Origin of the sequence: Nostoc sp. S13 (assembly GCF_029379315.1) — a bacterium.
In the GTDB taxonomy this organism is placed as follows: domain Bacteria; phylum Cyanobacteriota; class Cyanobacteriia; order Cyanobacteriales; family Nostocaceae; genus Nostoc.
The window spans coordinates 1-16,766 of sequence record NZ_JAQYWQ010000049.1 but is presented as its reverse complement, the minus strand read 5'-3'; the positions used below and the strand labels follow the sequence as shown (position 1 = coordinate 16,766).

At 40.7% G+C, this 16,766-nt stretch carries 11 protein-coding genes; 8 read left to right on the top strand and 3 right to left on the bottom strand.

Annotated elements, in window-relative coordinates; genetic code table 11:
* Positions 1-121 precede the first annotated feature (121 nt).
* The 7 genes from PUQ00_RS16595 (at position 122) to PUQ00_RS16565 (ending at position 13,652) form a co-directional block, all read left to right on the top strand.
* Positions 122-4,759 carry a type I polyketide synthase gene (locus PUQ00_RS16595; RefSeq protein WP_300418660.1) on the top strand — a complete coding sequence of 1,546 codons (4,638 nt, stop codon included), beginning with the start codon at positions 122-124 and terminating at the stop codon, positions 4,757-4,759.
* A 45-nt stretch (positions 4,760-4,804) separates the two neighbouring features.
* Positions 4,805-9,013, top strand: a complete 4,209-nt coding sequence (locus PUQ00_RS16590; RefSeq protein WP_300418658.1) for an amino acid adenylation domain-containing protein — start codon at positions 4,805-4,807, stop codon at positions 9,011-9,013.
* Between the two features lie 22 nt (positions 9,014-9,035).
* Positions 9,036-10,292 (top strand): glycosyltransferase, encoded by a 1,257-nt coding sequence (locus PUQ00_RS16585; protein WP_300418656.1) that lies wholly within the window; start codon positions 9,036-9,038, stop codon positions 10,290-10,292.
* A 132-nt stretch (positions 10,293-10,424) separates the two neighbouring features.
* On the top strand, positions 10,425-10,718 hold the full coding sequence (locus PUQ00_RS16580; RefSeq protein ID WP_300418655.1) for a hypothetical protein: 294 nt from the start codon (positions 10,425-10,427) through the stop codon (positions 10,716-10,718).
* Entirely contained in the window at positions 10,708-11,250 is a 543-nt protein-coding gene (locus tag PUQ00_RS16575) for a glycosyltransferase (RefSeq protein ID WP_300418654.1), read from the top strand. Before PUQ00_RS16580 ends, PUQ00_RS16575 begins: the two co-directional genes overlap by 11 nt.
* A gap of 189 nt (positions 11,251-11,439) precedes the next feature.
* A complete protein-coding gene (locus tag PUQ00_RS16570) occupies positions 11,440-12,402 on the top strand; it encodes a glycosyltransferase family 9 protein (protein ID WP_300418652.1) in 963 nt (320 codons plus the stop codon).
* An 80-nt stretch (positions 12,403-12,482) separates the two neighbouring features.
* The gene (locus tag PUQ00_RS16565; protein WP_300418650.1) at positions 12,483-13,652 is read left to right on the top strand and encodes a glycosyltransferase family 9 protein; all 1,170 of its coding nucleotides are present in this window, start codon (positions 12,483-12,485) and stop codon (positions 13,650-13,652) included.
* On the opposite strand, the gene PUQ00_RS16560 is transcribed toward PUQ00_RS16565, so the two are convergent.
* The 3 genes from PUQ00_RS16560 to PUQ00_RS16550 are packed head-to-tail and all read right to left on the bottom strand — an operon-like array spanning position 13,573 to position 15,701.
* Complete coding sequence (locus PUQ00_RS16560) at positions 13,573-13,938, bottom strand: hypothetical protein (protein WP_300418648.1); 366 nt, start codon at positions 13,936-13,938, stop codon at positions 13,573-13,575. The two genes, PUQ00_RS16565 and PUQ00_RS16560, sit on opposite strands and share 80 nt — an antisense overlap.
* A gap of 18 nt (positions 13,939-13,956) precedes the next feature.
* A complete protein-coding gene (locus PUQ00_RS16555) occupies positions 13,957-14,709 on the bottom strand; it encodes a PD-(D/E)XK nuclease family protein (RefSeq protein ID WP_300418646.1) in 753 nt (250 codons plus the stop codon).
* Between the two features lie 53 nt (positions 14,710-14,762).
* Positions 14,763-15,701, bottom strand: a complete 939-nt coding sequence (locus tag PUQ00_RS16550; protein ID WP_300418644.1) for a hypothetical protein — start codon at positions 15,699-15,701, stop codon at positions 14,763-14,765.
* A gap of 19 nt (positions 15,702-15,720) precedes the next feature.
* Between PUQ00_RS16550 and PUQ00_RS16545 the strand changes: the two genes are divergently transcribed.
* The coding region (locus tag PUQ00_RS16545) for a WD40 repeat domain-containing protein (protein ID WP_366145962.1) at positions 15,721-16,766 on the top strand (1,046 nt) is incomplete at its 3' end.

Genomic DNA, 16,766 nt, shown 5'->3' with positions numbered 1-16,766 from the left:
AGCGTCTCGTAGAGAAGAACGCAAAGGAAGAGAAGGAAGAAATGCTTAACTGAACTGTATTGGATTTTATCAAGCCAAAATTCAAGATTTCAAATTTTTTTTAAAGAATTTAAGAGTTGAGATGATGAATTTTTCTACAGATGAAATTTCAGAATCAGATATCGCCATTATTGCCATGTCTGGGCGTTTCCCAGGTGCGAAAAATATAGATGCCTTTTGGGAAAATTTGCGAGATGGTATCGAAACTATTTCTTGGTTATCTGAGCAAGAATTGCTGATGAATGGAGTTCAGCCAGAACTGTTGCAAAACCCCAACTATGTTAGGGCTAGTGCTGTACTTGATGACATTGAGTTATTTGATGCTAATTTCTTTGGCATTAATCCGAAAGAGGCTGAGATACTTGATCCGCAACAACGCCTTTTTTTGGAATGTGCTTGGGAAACTGTAGAACAAGCTGGCTATAACCCCCAAACTTATACTGGGTCAATCGGAGTTTATGCTGGACTGATTGAAAGCCGTTATCTACTCAAAAATCTTTACCCCAATCAGGAACTCAACCAGTCAGTTAGTACTTATCAATTATCGCTGGCAAATGAAAAAGATTTTTTACCAACTAGGGTAGCCTACAAACTAAATCTTACCGGGCCCGCAGTCAATATTCAGACGGCTTGTTCAACTTCGTTAGTTGCAGTTCATATGGCTTGCCAAAGCTTGGTGAATGGCGAGTGTGACATGGCTTTAGCTGGTGGTGTTGCGATCGCCGTTCCCCAGAAGATAGGTTATTTATATCAAGAGGAGATGATTGCATCCCCTGACGGTCACTGTCGCGCTTTTGATGCCAAAGCACAAGGAACTTTTCGGGGCAATGGTGTGGGTATTGTCATGCTGAAGCGAGCAAAAGATGCGATCGCTGATAGAGATTATATTCACGCCATCATTAAAGGTTCTGCCATTAATAACGATGGCACGAACAAGATCGGGTTTACAGCTCCTAGTGTTAAAGGTCAAGCAGATGTCATTGCTGAGGCGCAGGCGATCGCTGGTATAGATGTGGAAACCATCACCTATGTGGAAACTCATGGTACAGGTACAACTTTGGGCGACCCCATTGAAATCGCTGCTTTAACTCAAGCTTTTCGCCAAAATAGCCAGCGAAAAGGTTTTTGTGCGATCGGTTCCCTGAAAACAAATATGGGACATCTAGATACCGCAGCTGGTGTCGCAGGTTTAATCAAGACAGTTTTGGCGCTGAAGCATCAACAAATCCCTCCAAGTTTAAACTTTGAGACTCCCAATCCGAAAATTGATTTTGCCAACACTCCCTTCTATGTCAACACTCAGTTGTCTGAATGGAAAACCGATGGAATTAAGAGACGGGCTGGAGTTAGTTCTTTTGGCATTGGCGGAACAAACGCCCATGTTGTACTGGAAGAAGCCCCTATTTTAGAAACCAGTTCACCAGAAACAAGACCAGTACAGTTATTAGTCTTATCTGCAAAAACGAGTTCTGCCTTAGAAACAGCAACCAACAATCTCTCAGCCCACCTGAAGCAACATCCTGAATTAAATTTAGCTGATGTGGCATATACCCTAAGTGTCGGTCGTCAAGCTTTTGAACATCGGCGGATTTTGGTGCGTTCAGAATCAGAACAGGTTTTTACAGGTCAGGCAAAATCTTCGTCTCCTTCAGTTATCTTCATGTTTTCTGGTCAGGGTTCCCAATATGTGAACATGGCACGGGGAATCTATGAGACTGAAACCATTTTTCGTGAACAATTTGATTACTGTGCAGAATTACTCCAACCAGAATTAGGGCTGAATTTACGTGATATTCTTTACCCCAGGCTAGAGCAAACTGAGGAAGCAACAAAACAACTGCAACAGACTGGAATTACTCAACCAGCCCTATTTACCATCGAGTATGCTTTAGCTAAACTCTGGGAATCCTGGGGAGTCAGTCCTCAAGGTTTCATTGGTCACAGTATAGGTGAATACGTCGCCGCCTGTTTAGCCGGGGTTTTCTCCCTTGAAGATGCCTTGTCTCTGGTAGCCATACGTGGACGCATGATGCAGCAACTACCCCCTGGAGCGATGCTGTCTGTGCCTCTATCTGCTATAGAGATTGAACCTTTCTTGGGCAGAGAAATTAGTTTAGCTGCTATTAACGAACCATCCCGTTGTGTAATTTCCGGCACCAAGTCAGCAATTGCTGCCTTGGAAAATCAGTTGCTATCTCAAGGAATTGAATCTCGTTACTTGCACACTTCCCATGCGTTCCATTCTCAGATGATGGAACCCATTTTAGAATTGTTTGCTAAAGCTGTGCAAAAAGTCACTTTAAATGTGCCATCCATCCCCTACATTTCTAACCTTACAGGTACATGGATTACAGCAGAGCAGGCAACTAACCCTGACTATTGGAGTCAACATTTACGCTCTCCCGTGCAATTTTCTTGTGGGATTGATTTATTGTTGAAATCTGACCACCTGCTCTTAGAAGTGGGGCCAGGAAGGACATTAAGCACCTTTGCTAAACGGCATTTCAATACAGCAGTATCCCAAGTTGTGCTAACATCTCTGCGTCATCCTCAAGAAGTCCGCTCAGATATGGATTTCTTGTTAACCACTTTAGGGCAACTGTGGTTAGCGGGAGTTGAGATAGATTGGTTTGGTTTTTACGCAAACCAAAACCGCCATCGCTTGCCATTGCCAACCTATCCTTTCGAGCGCCAGCGTTATTGGATTGAGGCAATTACAAACAATCAAAACCATCTGCACCCAATAACAACTATTCAGACACTTGATGAATCCTTGTCGGCGAAAAAAACAGATATTGCCGACTGGTTTTATATTCCATCTTGGAAACGTTCTATTTTGCCTATATCAACAAAACAGGTAACAGAATGTTGGTTGTTTTTTGCTGATGAATCTGGTTTTGGAGAACAACTGGCTTACAGACTTGCGGAAGCTGGGCAAAAAGTGATAATTGTCAAGCCTGGGGAATCCTTTCTTAAAAAAGGTGATGGAATTTATACCCTTAATCCTCAACAGCGCGATGACTACGATCGCCTTTTGACTGAACTTCAAGCTTTACAATTCATTCCTAAGGAACTGGTTCATTGTTGGAGTGTTAGGGAAACGCCTCTTACTGAACATCCTTTATGGGTAGAAGAAGCGCAAAATTTAGGTTTTTATAGTCTGCTATATCTTGCTCAAGCATTAGGACAAATAAACTTTACCGACGATTGCCAACTTACGGTTATTTCCAATAATATGTGGGAAATCGCCTCGGAAGGATGGTTGTCTCCAGAAAAAGCTACCCTGATCGGGCCGATTAACGTTATTCCCCAGGAATACCCAAATATCACTTCTCGTAGTATTGACATTGTACTACCGCCTGCACCTTGGCAAAAAGCTAAACTCGTTGAGCAACTGTTAAAAGAATTACAGTCTGAGTCAGAAGATCAGGTGATTGCTTATCGGGGAAATTATCGTTGGGTACGTACCTTTGAATCTGTTCGCTTGGAAACGCCCCAAGCAACCACATTACCTTTAAAAAGAGGCGGTGTCTATTTAATTACTGGTGGTATGGGTGGTATTGGCTTGTCCCTAGCTGAATACTTAGCCAAAACAGTACAAGCAAAACTAATTCTGATTGCACGTTCTGAGTTTCCTGCCCGTTCTGAGTGGGAACAATGGCTGTTAACTTACGATGAGCAAGATATTAACAGCCGAAAAATTCAAAAAATCCAAGAAATGGAGGCATTGGGGGCTGAGGTTTTAGTGATTGCTGCTGATGTGGCAAATCACGAACAGATGCACAAGGCGATCGCAAATTCCTTAACCCACTTTGGTGATATTCATGGTGTTATCCATGCTGCTGGTGTTCCGGCTGGGGGAATAATTCAACTTAAAACCCGGTCGATGACGGAAGAGATTTTTGCACCGAAAATCAAAGGTACTCTTGTTTTAGATCAAGTGCTTCAGGATATCAAGTTAGATTGGCTGATTCTGTGTTCATCACTCAACTCCGTTCAAGCAGTATTTGGACAAGTAGACTATTGTGCTGCTAATGCTTTTTTAGATGCCTTCGCTCACTATAAAACTAACCAAGGTACAAACACAATTGCGATTAACTGGGATGCTTGGCAGGAAGTGGGTATGGCAGCTAAGGCAGTGTCCCATACAGAGGATACCTCTGCTGTTGGTTCCACCAATGGCTTAAAGAACTTGTTACAACGCAATGTGCAAAAATGGTTGTTACCTAGCGAAGGGGTTGATGTTTTTAGCCGAATTCTTGGTTATGGGTTGACTCAGGTATTGGTTTCAACTGTCAATTTAGAAACATCAATTAAGCAAGAAAATAAATTTTCTCAAACAGTTGCTTTTCAAAATGATGCCACATTAGAAAACACTAATGCAAACGCTTATCCACGTCCTCAACTTAGCAATCCTTATGTTGCACCTCGTAATCCTTTAGAATCAGCGATCGCTCAAGTATGGCAACAATTTTTAGGTATTGCAGCAGTTGGTGTAGGCGATCGCTTCCTAGATTTGGGCGGAGATTCCTTACTAGGAACACAAATTATTGCCCAACTCAGGGAACGTCTAGCAGTCAAATTGTCTTTGGCGAGTTTATTTGAAACCCCAACAGTAGCAGAGATGGCTGCTAGTTTAGTTAATAAAATTGGTAGAGATAAACACTTAATGAAAAATCCGGTTTTAGAGTCTAGCGATCGCGAGGAATTCATTTTATAAATTCTAACTTCTGACTCCTAACCTTCGACTCTCAAATTCTTACCAATGAAAAGTACCCAAGAATTTTTAAGACACCTCAAACGTTTAGATATTTATATTTCTTTAGCAGATGGACGGCTGCATTGTAATGCTCCCAAGGGAGCGCTGACACCAGAAATCAAAACACAACTAGCTAACCGCAAAGCAGATATTGTTACTTGGTTGCAGCAAAATCAAATCCAACCGCTTTGTCCAGTTAAGCGAACAGAAAATTTACCTCTTTCCTTTGCTCAAGCTAGACTATGGTTTCTAGAACAACTTGATACAGGTAACACCGCCTATAGTGTACCTAATGCTTATCAATTAACTGGCGACTTAAATATCACAGCTTTAGAGCAAACAATTACTGAACTATTGCGGCGACACGAAGTTCTCAGAACTAACTTGCAAGCGGTAAATGGCGCACCAGTCCAAGTTATTCACTCTCCCCAAAAAATAACATTACCAATTATTAACTTAGAAGGCTTAACTGCTGATGAACAAGCTATTGAAGTTAAATTTTTGCTCAACAAAGATGCTAGTAAACCATTTGACTTAGCACACGAACCCTTGTTACGTCTCACCTTAGTACATCTGGATGCCCAAACCCATGTACTCTTGCTAAATATGCATCACATTATCTTTGATGCTTGGTCTATGGGAATCTTAATGCAAGAGTTATCTGTGCTGTATGGTGCTTATTTGCAAAAACTGCCATCCCCAATACCCGAATTACCACTCCAATATATTGACTTTGCAGTTTGGGAAAGACAGTGGTTTAAGGGTGAAAGATTGGAAGAAGAACTGAGCTATTGGCGGCAAAAGTTAGCAGGAATTACACCAGAACTAACTCTGCCCATAGCGCGATCGCATCATTCCCAAAACTTCCAAGACTGCTGCTATGTTTTTGAAATTAACCCTAACTTAACTAAGCCTTTGGAGCAACTGAGCCGCAGTCAAGAGGTTACTCCTTTTATGCTGCTATTCGCTGCTTTTGCTACTTTACTATATCGCTACAGCAATCAAGAAGATATTACTATTGGTTTCCCAATTGCCAATCGTCAATATAAAGAAACTCATTCATTAATTGGCTTTTTTGTCAATCTCTTAGTGCTGCGAGTCAAATTAGCAGGTAATATTACATTTGGGGAGATTTTAAGTCAGGCACGCCGCACTATCCTAGAAGCTTATGAACACCAGGATACACCTTTTGAAAAGGTGGTAGAAGCTTTACACCCAGAGCGAAATATTAACCACAGTCCTCTGTTCCAAGTGATGTTTGATTGGCTACATGCAAGCTCTAGTGAATGGAAACTACCTGGATTACAGATAAAATCATTAGCTCCATTAACGCCAACGGGGAGATTTGATTTATCTTTAACCATAATAGAGACTGACACAGGTTTAAAAGGGATGTGGTCATACAACGGGGCTATGTTTACGACCGAGGCAATATCCCAAATGACAGAACATTATCAGGTGTTATTGGCGGGTATTGTAACTAATGTTCAACAGTCCATCAATAAATTACCGTTGCTGACAGCAAAGGAAAAGCAGTTACTCACTACCTGGAATACTACTCAAACTGATTATCCCCACACTAAATGTATTCATCATTTGTGGGAAGAACAAGTAGACAAAACACCAAATGCTATAGCTGTAGAATTCCAGAATCAACAAATTACTTATCGGGAATTGAACGAAAAGGCAAATTTGTTGGCACACTACTTACAAACTGCGGGTGTAGAACCAGGAACACTGGTGGGTATCTGCATTGAACGTTCGATTGAGATGATAATTGGCATTTTGGGAATTCTCAAAGCTGGTGGTGCTTATGTTCCTTTAGATCCACAATTACCGACAGAACGGGTAGCTTATATTTTGCAAGATACGCAAGTACTTATACTCCTGACTCAACAAAAGTTATTGGCTAAATTACCAGATGTTTTGAAACAGAGGGATAACTCCCCAGACAGGATGCAGGTCGTTTGTTTAGATAGAGACTGGGATTCGAGCGCGAATCAAAATAAGCAAAATTTGGTGAGTGCGGTGTCTACTTATGATTTAGCTTATATTATTTATACCTCTGGTTCTACAGGTCAACCGAAAGGAACTGCGATCGCTCATCAGTCTTTAGTTAACTTTACATCACAAGCCATCAAGGAATATGGCATTCATCAGCAAGACCGGATTTTGCAGTTTGCTTCTATCAGTTTTGATACTGCTGCTGAAGAAATCTATCCCTGTCTAACTACTGGTGCAACTTTAGTATTGCGGACAGAGGATTTGTTAAGCTCTAGTCATCAATTTTGGCAATGTTGTCAAGATTGGCAATTAACAGTGTTAGACTTACCAACAGCTTACTGGCATTACTTAACTGCTGATTTGCAAGCATCTGATTCCAGAATTCCCTCATGTTTGCGATTAGTAATTATTGGTGGAGAGCAAGCACTAACAGAGAATTTAAAAAGATGGTATCTGAGTTTAAAAAGCTTAAAAAACCCACCTAAATTAGTCAATACTTATGGGCCTACAGAAGCCACCATTGTGACTACCATCTATCCTTTCCCAGACTCCACATCTGTAGAACCAACAGACTGGGAAGTCCCGATTGGGCGACCGATAGGGAATACTCAAGTTTATGTCCTAGACAAATATTTACAACCAGTTCCCATTGGCATTCCCGGGGAATTGCATATTGCTGGTGTCTCTTTGGCTAAAGGCTACCTCAACTGTCCTGATTTAACCCAAGAAAAATTTATCCCCAATCCTTTCTCAAATAGCACCCAAGATACTAAACTTTACAAAACTGGTGACTTAGTACGCTATCGATTAAATGGAAATTTAGAATTTATTGGTCGGATTGACAAACAGGTAAAAATTCGCGGTTTCCGAATTGAATTAGGAGAAATTGAAGCTGCGATCGCTCAACATCCTTTAATCTGCATGACGGCTGTTACTCTTCAAGAAGATCAGCCAAGTGACAAGCGCCTCGTAGCTTATATTACTGCTGATGAAAATTTATTAACTAGCAGTATGGGTGAATTTCTTTGCCAAAAGCTACCAAACTACATGATACCTACAACATGGATTCAACTAGATTCTTTACCTCTAACTTCTAATGGAAAAATAGATTATCGCGCTCTCCCTAAACCAACAAAAAATATTAGTCAGGATAACGGTTTTGTTGCTCCCCGTAACGAACTAGAACGACAGATAGCAAAAATTTGGGCAGAAGTGCTAGATGTACCTGTGGTCGGGATTAAAAATAATTTTTTTGAACTAGGTGGTCATTCCCTTTTAGCCTTCGCTTTGATGAATCGAATTCAACAAAAATTCGGCAAAAATTTACCACTAAGTAGTATTTTTCAAAGCGCAACTGTTGAGCAATTTGCAGAAATTCTTAATCAAAAAACTGATTCTCACTCTTGGTCTGTCCTTGTGAAAATTCAGCCCCAAGGTACTAAACCTCCTTTGTTTTTAATCCATCCAGGTGGTGCTAATCTCTTGGCTTATAAGGATTTAATTAGTTGTATGGATACTGAGCGTCCGCTTTACGGACTGGATGCAAAGGGTTTTGAGGAGGGACAAACGCCTCAAGAAACGGTAGAGGAGATGGCGGTGCAGTATCTAGAAGCTATACGGGGGGTTCAGCCGGAGGGTCCTTATTTGTTGATGGGTTGGTGTTTTGGTGGGTTAGTGGCTTTTGAGATGGCTCAATTGTTGCGATCTCAAGGTCAAAAAACTGCCTTTTTGGGATTGATAGACACTTACATTCGCTCAGGACAAGTACCTCAAGATGATGTAAATTTGTTAATTGGTTTGTCCTTTGAGTTATTTGGGGTGGAGTTTCCAATAGAAAAGCTACGCCAAATGGAGGTAAATGAGCGAATCATTTACATTTTTGAGCAAGTAAAAGAAGCAAACCGTCTTCCTCCCAATTTTGGTTTAGATAGAATGAAGCGTCTTTTAGAAGTTAATAAAAGCCATGACCAAGCTTCAGTAAAATATTTTTCTCAAGCATATCCAGGTGCAGTTACTCTCATTAGAGCTAGAGAGGATGCTCCTGCTACTTTGAATAATCCAACTTTAGGTTGGGAAATGCAAGCAGATAAAGTAAATTTGCACTGGGTAGGCGGGGATCATTTGTCAATGTTTCATCATCCCCATGTACAGGAACTTGCAAAAAAACTAGAGTTTTGCATTGAGCAAGCTGAGATATTGAGAACTTTTTAATAGGCACTGGAGACAAAGTAAAATGAATTCTCTCAATATACTTCATATTAATAACTGCTTTGGCTTAGGTGGCGCATTTATTGCTGCCTACAATTTGCATCAAGGTTTATCCAGAGCCGGTATTCAATCTTTCTTTGCCTATAAAGATGAGATTGAGGGAGTGTTTCGGGAAAAAGCTAAAGATTTGAAAAATACGGTAGAGATTGTCCAAAGAAACAATCAGTTTGTCGATTTAGCGAACTCAATTACAACACGAGTTGGCTTGAATTTCGTTGCCAATCCCTCAATTGCTGCTCTTAAACATGAAGCCTGTTATCAGAATGCTTCTTTACTCAACTTTCACACAATTCATGATGATTATTTTTCCTATCTCATGCTTCCCTCATTGACGAGAGATAAACCTGGTGTCTGTACGCTACATGATATGTGGAGTTTCACGGGACACTGTGCCTACAGTTACGACTGTTCAAAATGGCAAACTGGTTGTGGAAAATGTCCTTATCCGAATGCGTTACCTGCGATTGAACGAGATGCCACATCTCTAGAGTGGAAGTTAAAGAATTGGGCATATCAACACTCCAACTTAACGATTGTGGCTCCTAGTCGCTGGGTGGCTGAATGCGCTAAACAGAGTATGCTCAATTGTTTCCCTATTCATCACATTCCTTACGGAATTGATACAGTAGCCTATCAACCACTCGATCATCAGCAGTGTCAATCTGAACTGGGAATTCCCCAGCATAAAAAAGTTCTCATATTTGGAGCACAAGACTTGACCAATCGGCGTAAAGGTAGCGATCTATTGCTCAAAGCCCTTTCTCGCATACCTAAATCACTCAAAGCTGAAATCGTGTTGCTGACTTTTGGAGATCAAGCGAAGGCAATCTCAAATCTCGCAGAAATAGAAGTACTGCACCTTGGCTATATCAGCAGCGATCGCCTGAAAGCGGTTGCCTATTCTGCCGCCGATTTATTTCTGTTTCCAACCCGTGCTGATGTTTGTGGGTTAGTCGGTCTGGAGGCAGCAGCTTGTTGTACGCCGACAGTTGCTTTCAATGTTGGTGGCGTTCCAGATTATGTCCGTCCTGGTATCACTGGCTATTTAGCAAAACCTGAAGATACTGATGATTTCTGTAATGGGATTGTCCAACTATTAGAAGACGTTAATTTACGCGATCGTATGAATCAAAATTGCCGCAAGGTTGCGGTTGAAGAGTACTCGTTAGAGGTGCAAGCCCAACGGTACATTCAGTTGTACCAGCAAATTCTTAACCTATAGGGGTAGAAGTAACCAAACTAGCACTTCATCATATTAACTTTGTCGGGTAAACTCATTTTTATACTCATTCTCTTTTCTTTTTCTCTGCGCTCTCTGCGCCTCTGCGGTTCGTTTTTTAACCCCACAAAATTGGTGTGGCAGACTTGGGATCGAGGTTTTACGGCTATGGATGCCATGTTGCCAGCAAAACTCAAAGTAGGAGCTTCCGGCGATAAATTACATAACTTAGCAAGCATCTTAGTAGCTGCCAACCCCGATATTATATATGCAGGTTTGATGTCCCATTGGAAACAATCAGAGAAAGTTGTCATTGGTAGTTCCGAACTCAATACTGTTTTGAGCGATCGCAATTTGTGGGCAAGCTTACCAGATTTCACAGAACGCATGATTTTTAGTCATCAAAGAAGTCGGAAGAATGAATCATAATTCACATAATTCAATTAGTGTATTACATCTTCATAATTCAGCAGGGACTGGTGGTGCTTTTATATCTACAGATCGCCTGCATCAAGCCTTGATAAAATTAGGGGTTGAATCAACAGTTCTCAATAAATATTTGGAGAAGTCTAGTCCAGATCAAAATCTAAATCGCTATCTACCGTTCTCTCAAAAGAGATATTTTTTCGAGAATTTATCTAGTAAACTTTTTAAGAAATTAGAATTGGAATATGCTGCTAATTTATCGGCTTTTTTCCTTAAAAATAAAGATGTTTTTCGGCGTTCATCCCTGCTGCATTTACATAATATTAATGGAGATTTTTTATCTTATTTAGCTCTCCCTTTGCTAACAAAAGATAAACCTTGTATTTGGACACTTCATGATATGTGGAGTTTTACTGGACATTGTGCTTATAGTTATGATTGTCAGCGATGGCAGACAGGATGTGGAAAACGACTGTTCAAAATGGCAAACTGGTTGTGGAAAATGTCCTTATCCGAATGCGTTACCTGCGATTGAACGAGATGCCACATCTCTAGAGTGGAAGTTAAAGAATTGGGCATATCAACACTCCAACTTAACGATTGTGGCTCCTAGTCGCTGGGTGGCTGAATGCGCTAAACAGAGTATGCTCAATTGTTGCGATCGCAAAATCAAAAACTGCCTTTTTACTAAAAATTGAACACCTTAAATACAAAATAACCAAATATGTTCAATAACAACAGCACAAGTCAATCTATCTTCTATCCACGATTTCGAGATTCAGAACCATTAGTTGCATCAAAATATTATACTGAAAAATATAATTGTGACTTGGCAATACCTAGTTATCTCGGAATAGGAAGTTGTATCTGTTATACGCCATTAGTTGAAGCATTGTCTTTAAACAAAGGGCGACTTATAAAATTATTGACTGCTCCTTTGAACTACAATGAAAAGGCTCAAGAAAAAGGCTATTCAATCTGGGAGAATAACCCATATATTGAGAAAATTATCAATGCCGATGAGATAGACCCGAACATCATGGTAGAACTAACCATTGAGTCAGATAATTTTTGCCAAAGCCGTCACATCATAGAAAATATCTGTTTTGCTCATGGACTGCGCCCTCGTCAATTAAGGGGTTCTTTATTTTTATCTCACGAAGAAATGCAGTGGGGATTAAAGACCCTTGCTCACCTCAAACGTCCCGTTGTTTGTATCTGTCCTTATGGAACTTCATCGAGTACTAAAGACTCACCTTGGCACTTAGATAATTGGCTGGAATTAGTCGATTACTTGAAAAATCAAGTAAGTTTTTTACATATTGGAAATAATGACTTTGAGCAAAAGACGTTTTCTATCTTTACACCAAAAACAACCATCAGACAAGCAATGGCTCTGATTTGGGCAAGTGATTTATATGTAGGATTTGATACTGGCCCTTCTCATATTGCCACTGCATTTCAGAAACCAACACTGGTTTTATGGGATGCTGTGAGAAAAGCTTCTTTAGAAGAAGAGAAACAGGAAGGATTTAGCATTGCCCATCTGCGTCGATGGTCTTATCCTCAAAATCAGAATCTAGTTATTATTGGTGAGAAAAACAAGGAAGTTCTTGAAGACTGCTTGGAATTTATTCTTGAACAACTTAACTCTTTTAATCGACCCAGTAAACTAATCACAAATTGATAAAACTAAGAGAATATTGGGAAAGTTGTTATCAGGCATCATCTAAAAATAACTTGAAAAATTTATAAGAAATCCCTAATATGCAAGTCTTTGTCGATCAATCCTTACGCCCCCATCCCCATCTTGCCGTATTCGGCTCCAGCAAGGTTGGCAATTATGTAGTAACTACCCCCTTGCTGCGAGGTCTGAAAGAAAAATATCCAGATTGCACGTTGGATTTTTTTGGCAGTGACGTAACCCAAGATTTTGAACTCTATTGTCCCTACATTGATTGGCGCTTTTCTCTGTATAGCGATCGCGATGATATCTTAACGCAGTTAGCGCAAGTAGTGCATCAACGGCAACAAGTTGCAGGCTCTTACGATTTAGCGATTAATTGTGATGAATTCAGCCCCATCAACCTAGTGATGACAACTGCCCTACGTCCCCTGTATGTGACAGGAGCAGCCCTGACACGAGACTTTCAGAAAAAGCTTGATGGAGGTGAAAATGCGAATTCAATTCAACGTCTGCTACAGGATCAAGATTGGAATAGTTCTGAATTGGTCGAAAGGCATCAAGGCGTGATTCAGAGCAACTACATTGGGGAAATCTTCTGTCGTTTAGCCTATGTTGAAACCGACTTTTTCAAGCTAGAACTGCCCAGTCAACAACCTAATTTTCCTGTACCCGATGTGCTAATTCATGTGACAGCCACCCGACCAGCTAAACTCTGGCCGATTCATGCTTGGCAGCAAGTTATCCAGTGGTGTGCGGCACAAGGACTGAGTGTCGGTTTAGTGGGCAGTGCGCCAAAAATACAGAAAACGCTGTACAATGCAGGTTCTATAGAGGACGAGTTGTTACAAACTACTGCTTTGATTGATCTCAGAGGTCAGACATCTCTGTTAGAATTGGCAGGTGCATTTCTTCAAACCAAAGCCTTCATCTCAGTGGATGCAGGGCCATTGCATATTGCATCTGCGGTGGGATGCCATACAATTGCTCTGTTTGGTAATGATGTTGACGGCGATGGAGCCAGTCCAATACATTTGTGGAAACCAAGACAACCTCACGTACATCTAGCGCTTTCAACCTTCAAATGTACCTTGTGTCAGGAGCATAGTTTTAGCAATAAGTCCTGTCTTGTGCCAGACCACCCCTGTATGAGCCATCTGTCTTCTGAGCAAGTTATCGATTATCTCCAGTGCCTGCTAAAGAAACAGGACTTACGCAAAATAATGAAAAAACGAACTGCAAAGACGGGGTGAAATGAGCAGGCGCGACCTGAACTGGTCGTTTAGAACGCTGCCGTTGTGTCAACTCTAGTAACTCTCGACTTAATTCTAAGTTGACATTGATGTATCTATTATTACTAAATTCGGCAATTTCTTGAAAGTTGATTTTTTGAGTGCGATCGCATTGCCCACCGCAGGCATCACATGGAACTATAATCAGCCAATAGTACATTTCTACCACTTGGGGAAAGTAGCTGCTAATTTTTGTGGATATTAATTCATATTCAGCAATATTTGGTTGTTCAAGCTGCGTCTTCACCTCAGACGATAACTTTGATCATGAAGAAGAATTTTCATCCTCGCTGTCTTCCTTATCTTGGCTTTCTGTATCTGCTGTCTCACCAGTTTCTTGATAACGTTCGTCACAAATTTCCTGATAGGCACAAAAGCCGCAATTAGTGTGGGAAGAATTAGCCAGGAAATTTCCATCCCAAATCTGTTGAACTAAAATTTCTGCGTCTTGACCAGTGTTTTGCAATTCTTCAATGCTAAATGAGTGCAAATAATCATGCCGCAGGTAAGCTATGTGAGCATTAGTGCTTCCTGTTGCTTGTGCATAAGCCCAAAGCTGAAAGCGATGATGTTGTGGGTCTATTTCTTGGTCAGTTTTGAAATCTAGAACCCAGTCTTCTCCTAACAAATCAACAATACCGTTAAAGGTCAAGCGCCCAATATTCAAATTTATAGGCAACTCCCACTGCCCTTTTTGAAACAAGGCAAAATCTGCCACCTGATCGAATCGCTGTGCTAGCTGCAAAGCCTCATCAACATATTCTTTTGGCAAACTAATGTCAAATCCTGCTAGTGTTTCTAAGTCGCGGATATCCCGTTCCAAAGCCAAGTGTGCCAAAGTTCCGACTCGCCTTGCCCTTCCAACACCTGAGCCAATCCCTGGATGACCTTGTATAAACCGATATGCAAACCGTTTGGGACATAGGGCATATTCACTTAAAGCAGTGACAGGTAATTCAAATAAACGTACTAATTTGAGCCGCCTCAAGTTCTGCCAATAACTGTCTATATATCTCATACTGAATTACGAAATGCGATCGCAACCAAAAAACCTCAAGGCTTAAGCTTCGCTTATCGCAATCGTTTTCTTAGCCTCCAAACCACAAAACTAACAATAATTCCAACTATTAGACTGAAACTGAAAGGGTATTCTTTGCAAAAGGGCTGAACTTGCTTAAAAATCTCTTTACAATCTTTTACGGGTTCTTTTAGCAGAGATACGGTTGCTATACCTGCACCCGCAACAGCTACAAGTTCTTGGAAGTTATGCTCTCGTTCAGATTTTTCGACTTCTATGCGACTGCGAGTAGCGTTAATTGTATCTTCTAAAAGTTGCAAGCCAAGCTGCATATTTTCGATATCTTTGGTAATTTGTAGTAAATATTTTTTGTTGGCTAGTCCGCTAAATTTTTCTAAAAAATCTAACTGATTATTTTGACCTGCTTTTTCTTTAATTAAAGCCAAGCGAAGTTGATAATTAGATAAATTAATTTCAATAATTTGTTTTTGAAAAGAGAGGTTGAGTAAATCGATTGTATATTGTTGGAGAATGTTATCAATATTATTTAAAATCTGGCGAGAGATGGTAATATTATGCTTTTCTTGCCTAGAATTACTTTGATTGGTAATTTTTCTATTTGCTTCAATCTGTTTATAATGATTGAGCAGAGATTCTTTGACTAAACGACTTTGGCAATAAGCCCACCAAATCTTATTTCGATAACAAAATAATCCCATCCAATCTTTATAAAATTCCGCAGCTTGTTCTGCACTCTCTCGATTAGGATAAATAGCAATAATCACATGATGTTCGTGACTATTTAGAGCATTTGTTGCTTTCTGTAGGCTGTAATTTTCATTTTCTGGACACCATATTTCAAAAACTTTTCCATCTAAAAAAGTACCTTTTTCTGGTTGCCAATAAGTATCTTTGGATAAAGCATAATAGCAATCTTTGGCAATATCTTCAGGATTTTGAGACGAGTTTTCTGGTAGCCAACCAGAAAGCAACGGCGATGAGGTTCTCAGCCTGAAAACTTATCAGGATTTAGGCGGGGTTGAAGGAACGCTACAAAAACGCGCTGATGCAGTTTACGAAAGTCTTTCAGCAACAGAAAAAACTGTGGCGCGGCGGATTTTTCTCGAATTGACGCAAATGGGAGAAACCACAGATGTACGGCGGCGCGTGCGTTTGGGCGAATTGGTTAATTCCCATCATTCCTTGGAACTGTTGCAACAGGTGAGCGAGAAGTTAGCGGATAAAGATGCACGATTAATTACAAAGACGGATGAGCCGGATTCCCAGGATGTAATTTTAGATGTTGTCCACGAAGCCTTAATCCGCCACTGGCAAATGTTGCGGGAGTGGAAAGAGGAATATAAGGTGGGAATTGTCATTGAGCGTCAGATGGAAGCGGAAGCCCAAGAATGGCAGAGGAATGATAAAAAGCCAGGGTTTCTTAGGAAAGATGACAGATTAGCAGTAGCAGAAGCATATTTAACTAAATTTGGCGATTGGCAAATGCTGAATGGGATGGCAGAGGAGTACATTCAGGAGAGTCAAGAATTAAGAAATCGCCTTGAGCGAGAAGAGAAACAACGCCAACAAGAAAAGTTGGCAGCAGCACGGCGGCAAAATCGAGTTGTAACTTCGTTTAGTATGGTGTTAGCTGGAGTAGCTATCTTTGCGGGTTATCAATGGTACAATGCCCACAACAAAGCCAAGGAAGCAGTAGAACAAACTGCGATCGCTCTGGCGCAAAGTTCTGAATCTTCGCTAGTATCTAACAAGCAAATTGAGGCTTTAATTGCAGCTATACAGTCAAACAGACAACTTTCAGGTAGAACACTTAGGAAAGATGTCAATTTAGAACAAACGGCTAACAACCAAGCTGTAGTCGCACTAAGGCAAGCAATTTACAATATGCAAGAGCAGAATCGCTTAGAAGGGCATAGCAATGACGTCTGGAGCGCAGCATTCAGCCCCGATGGCAAGACCATCGCTTCTGCTAGTGCTGACTATACCGTGAAACTCTGGAATGCGGCTACAGGCAAGGAAATTACTACCCTCAACGG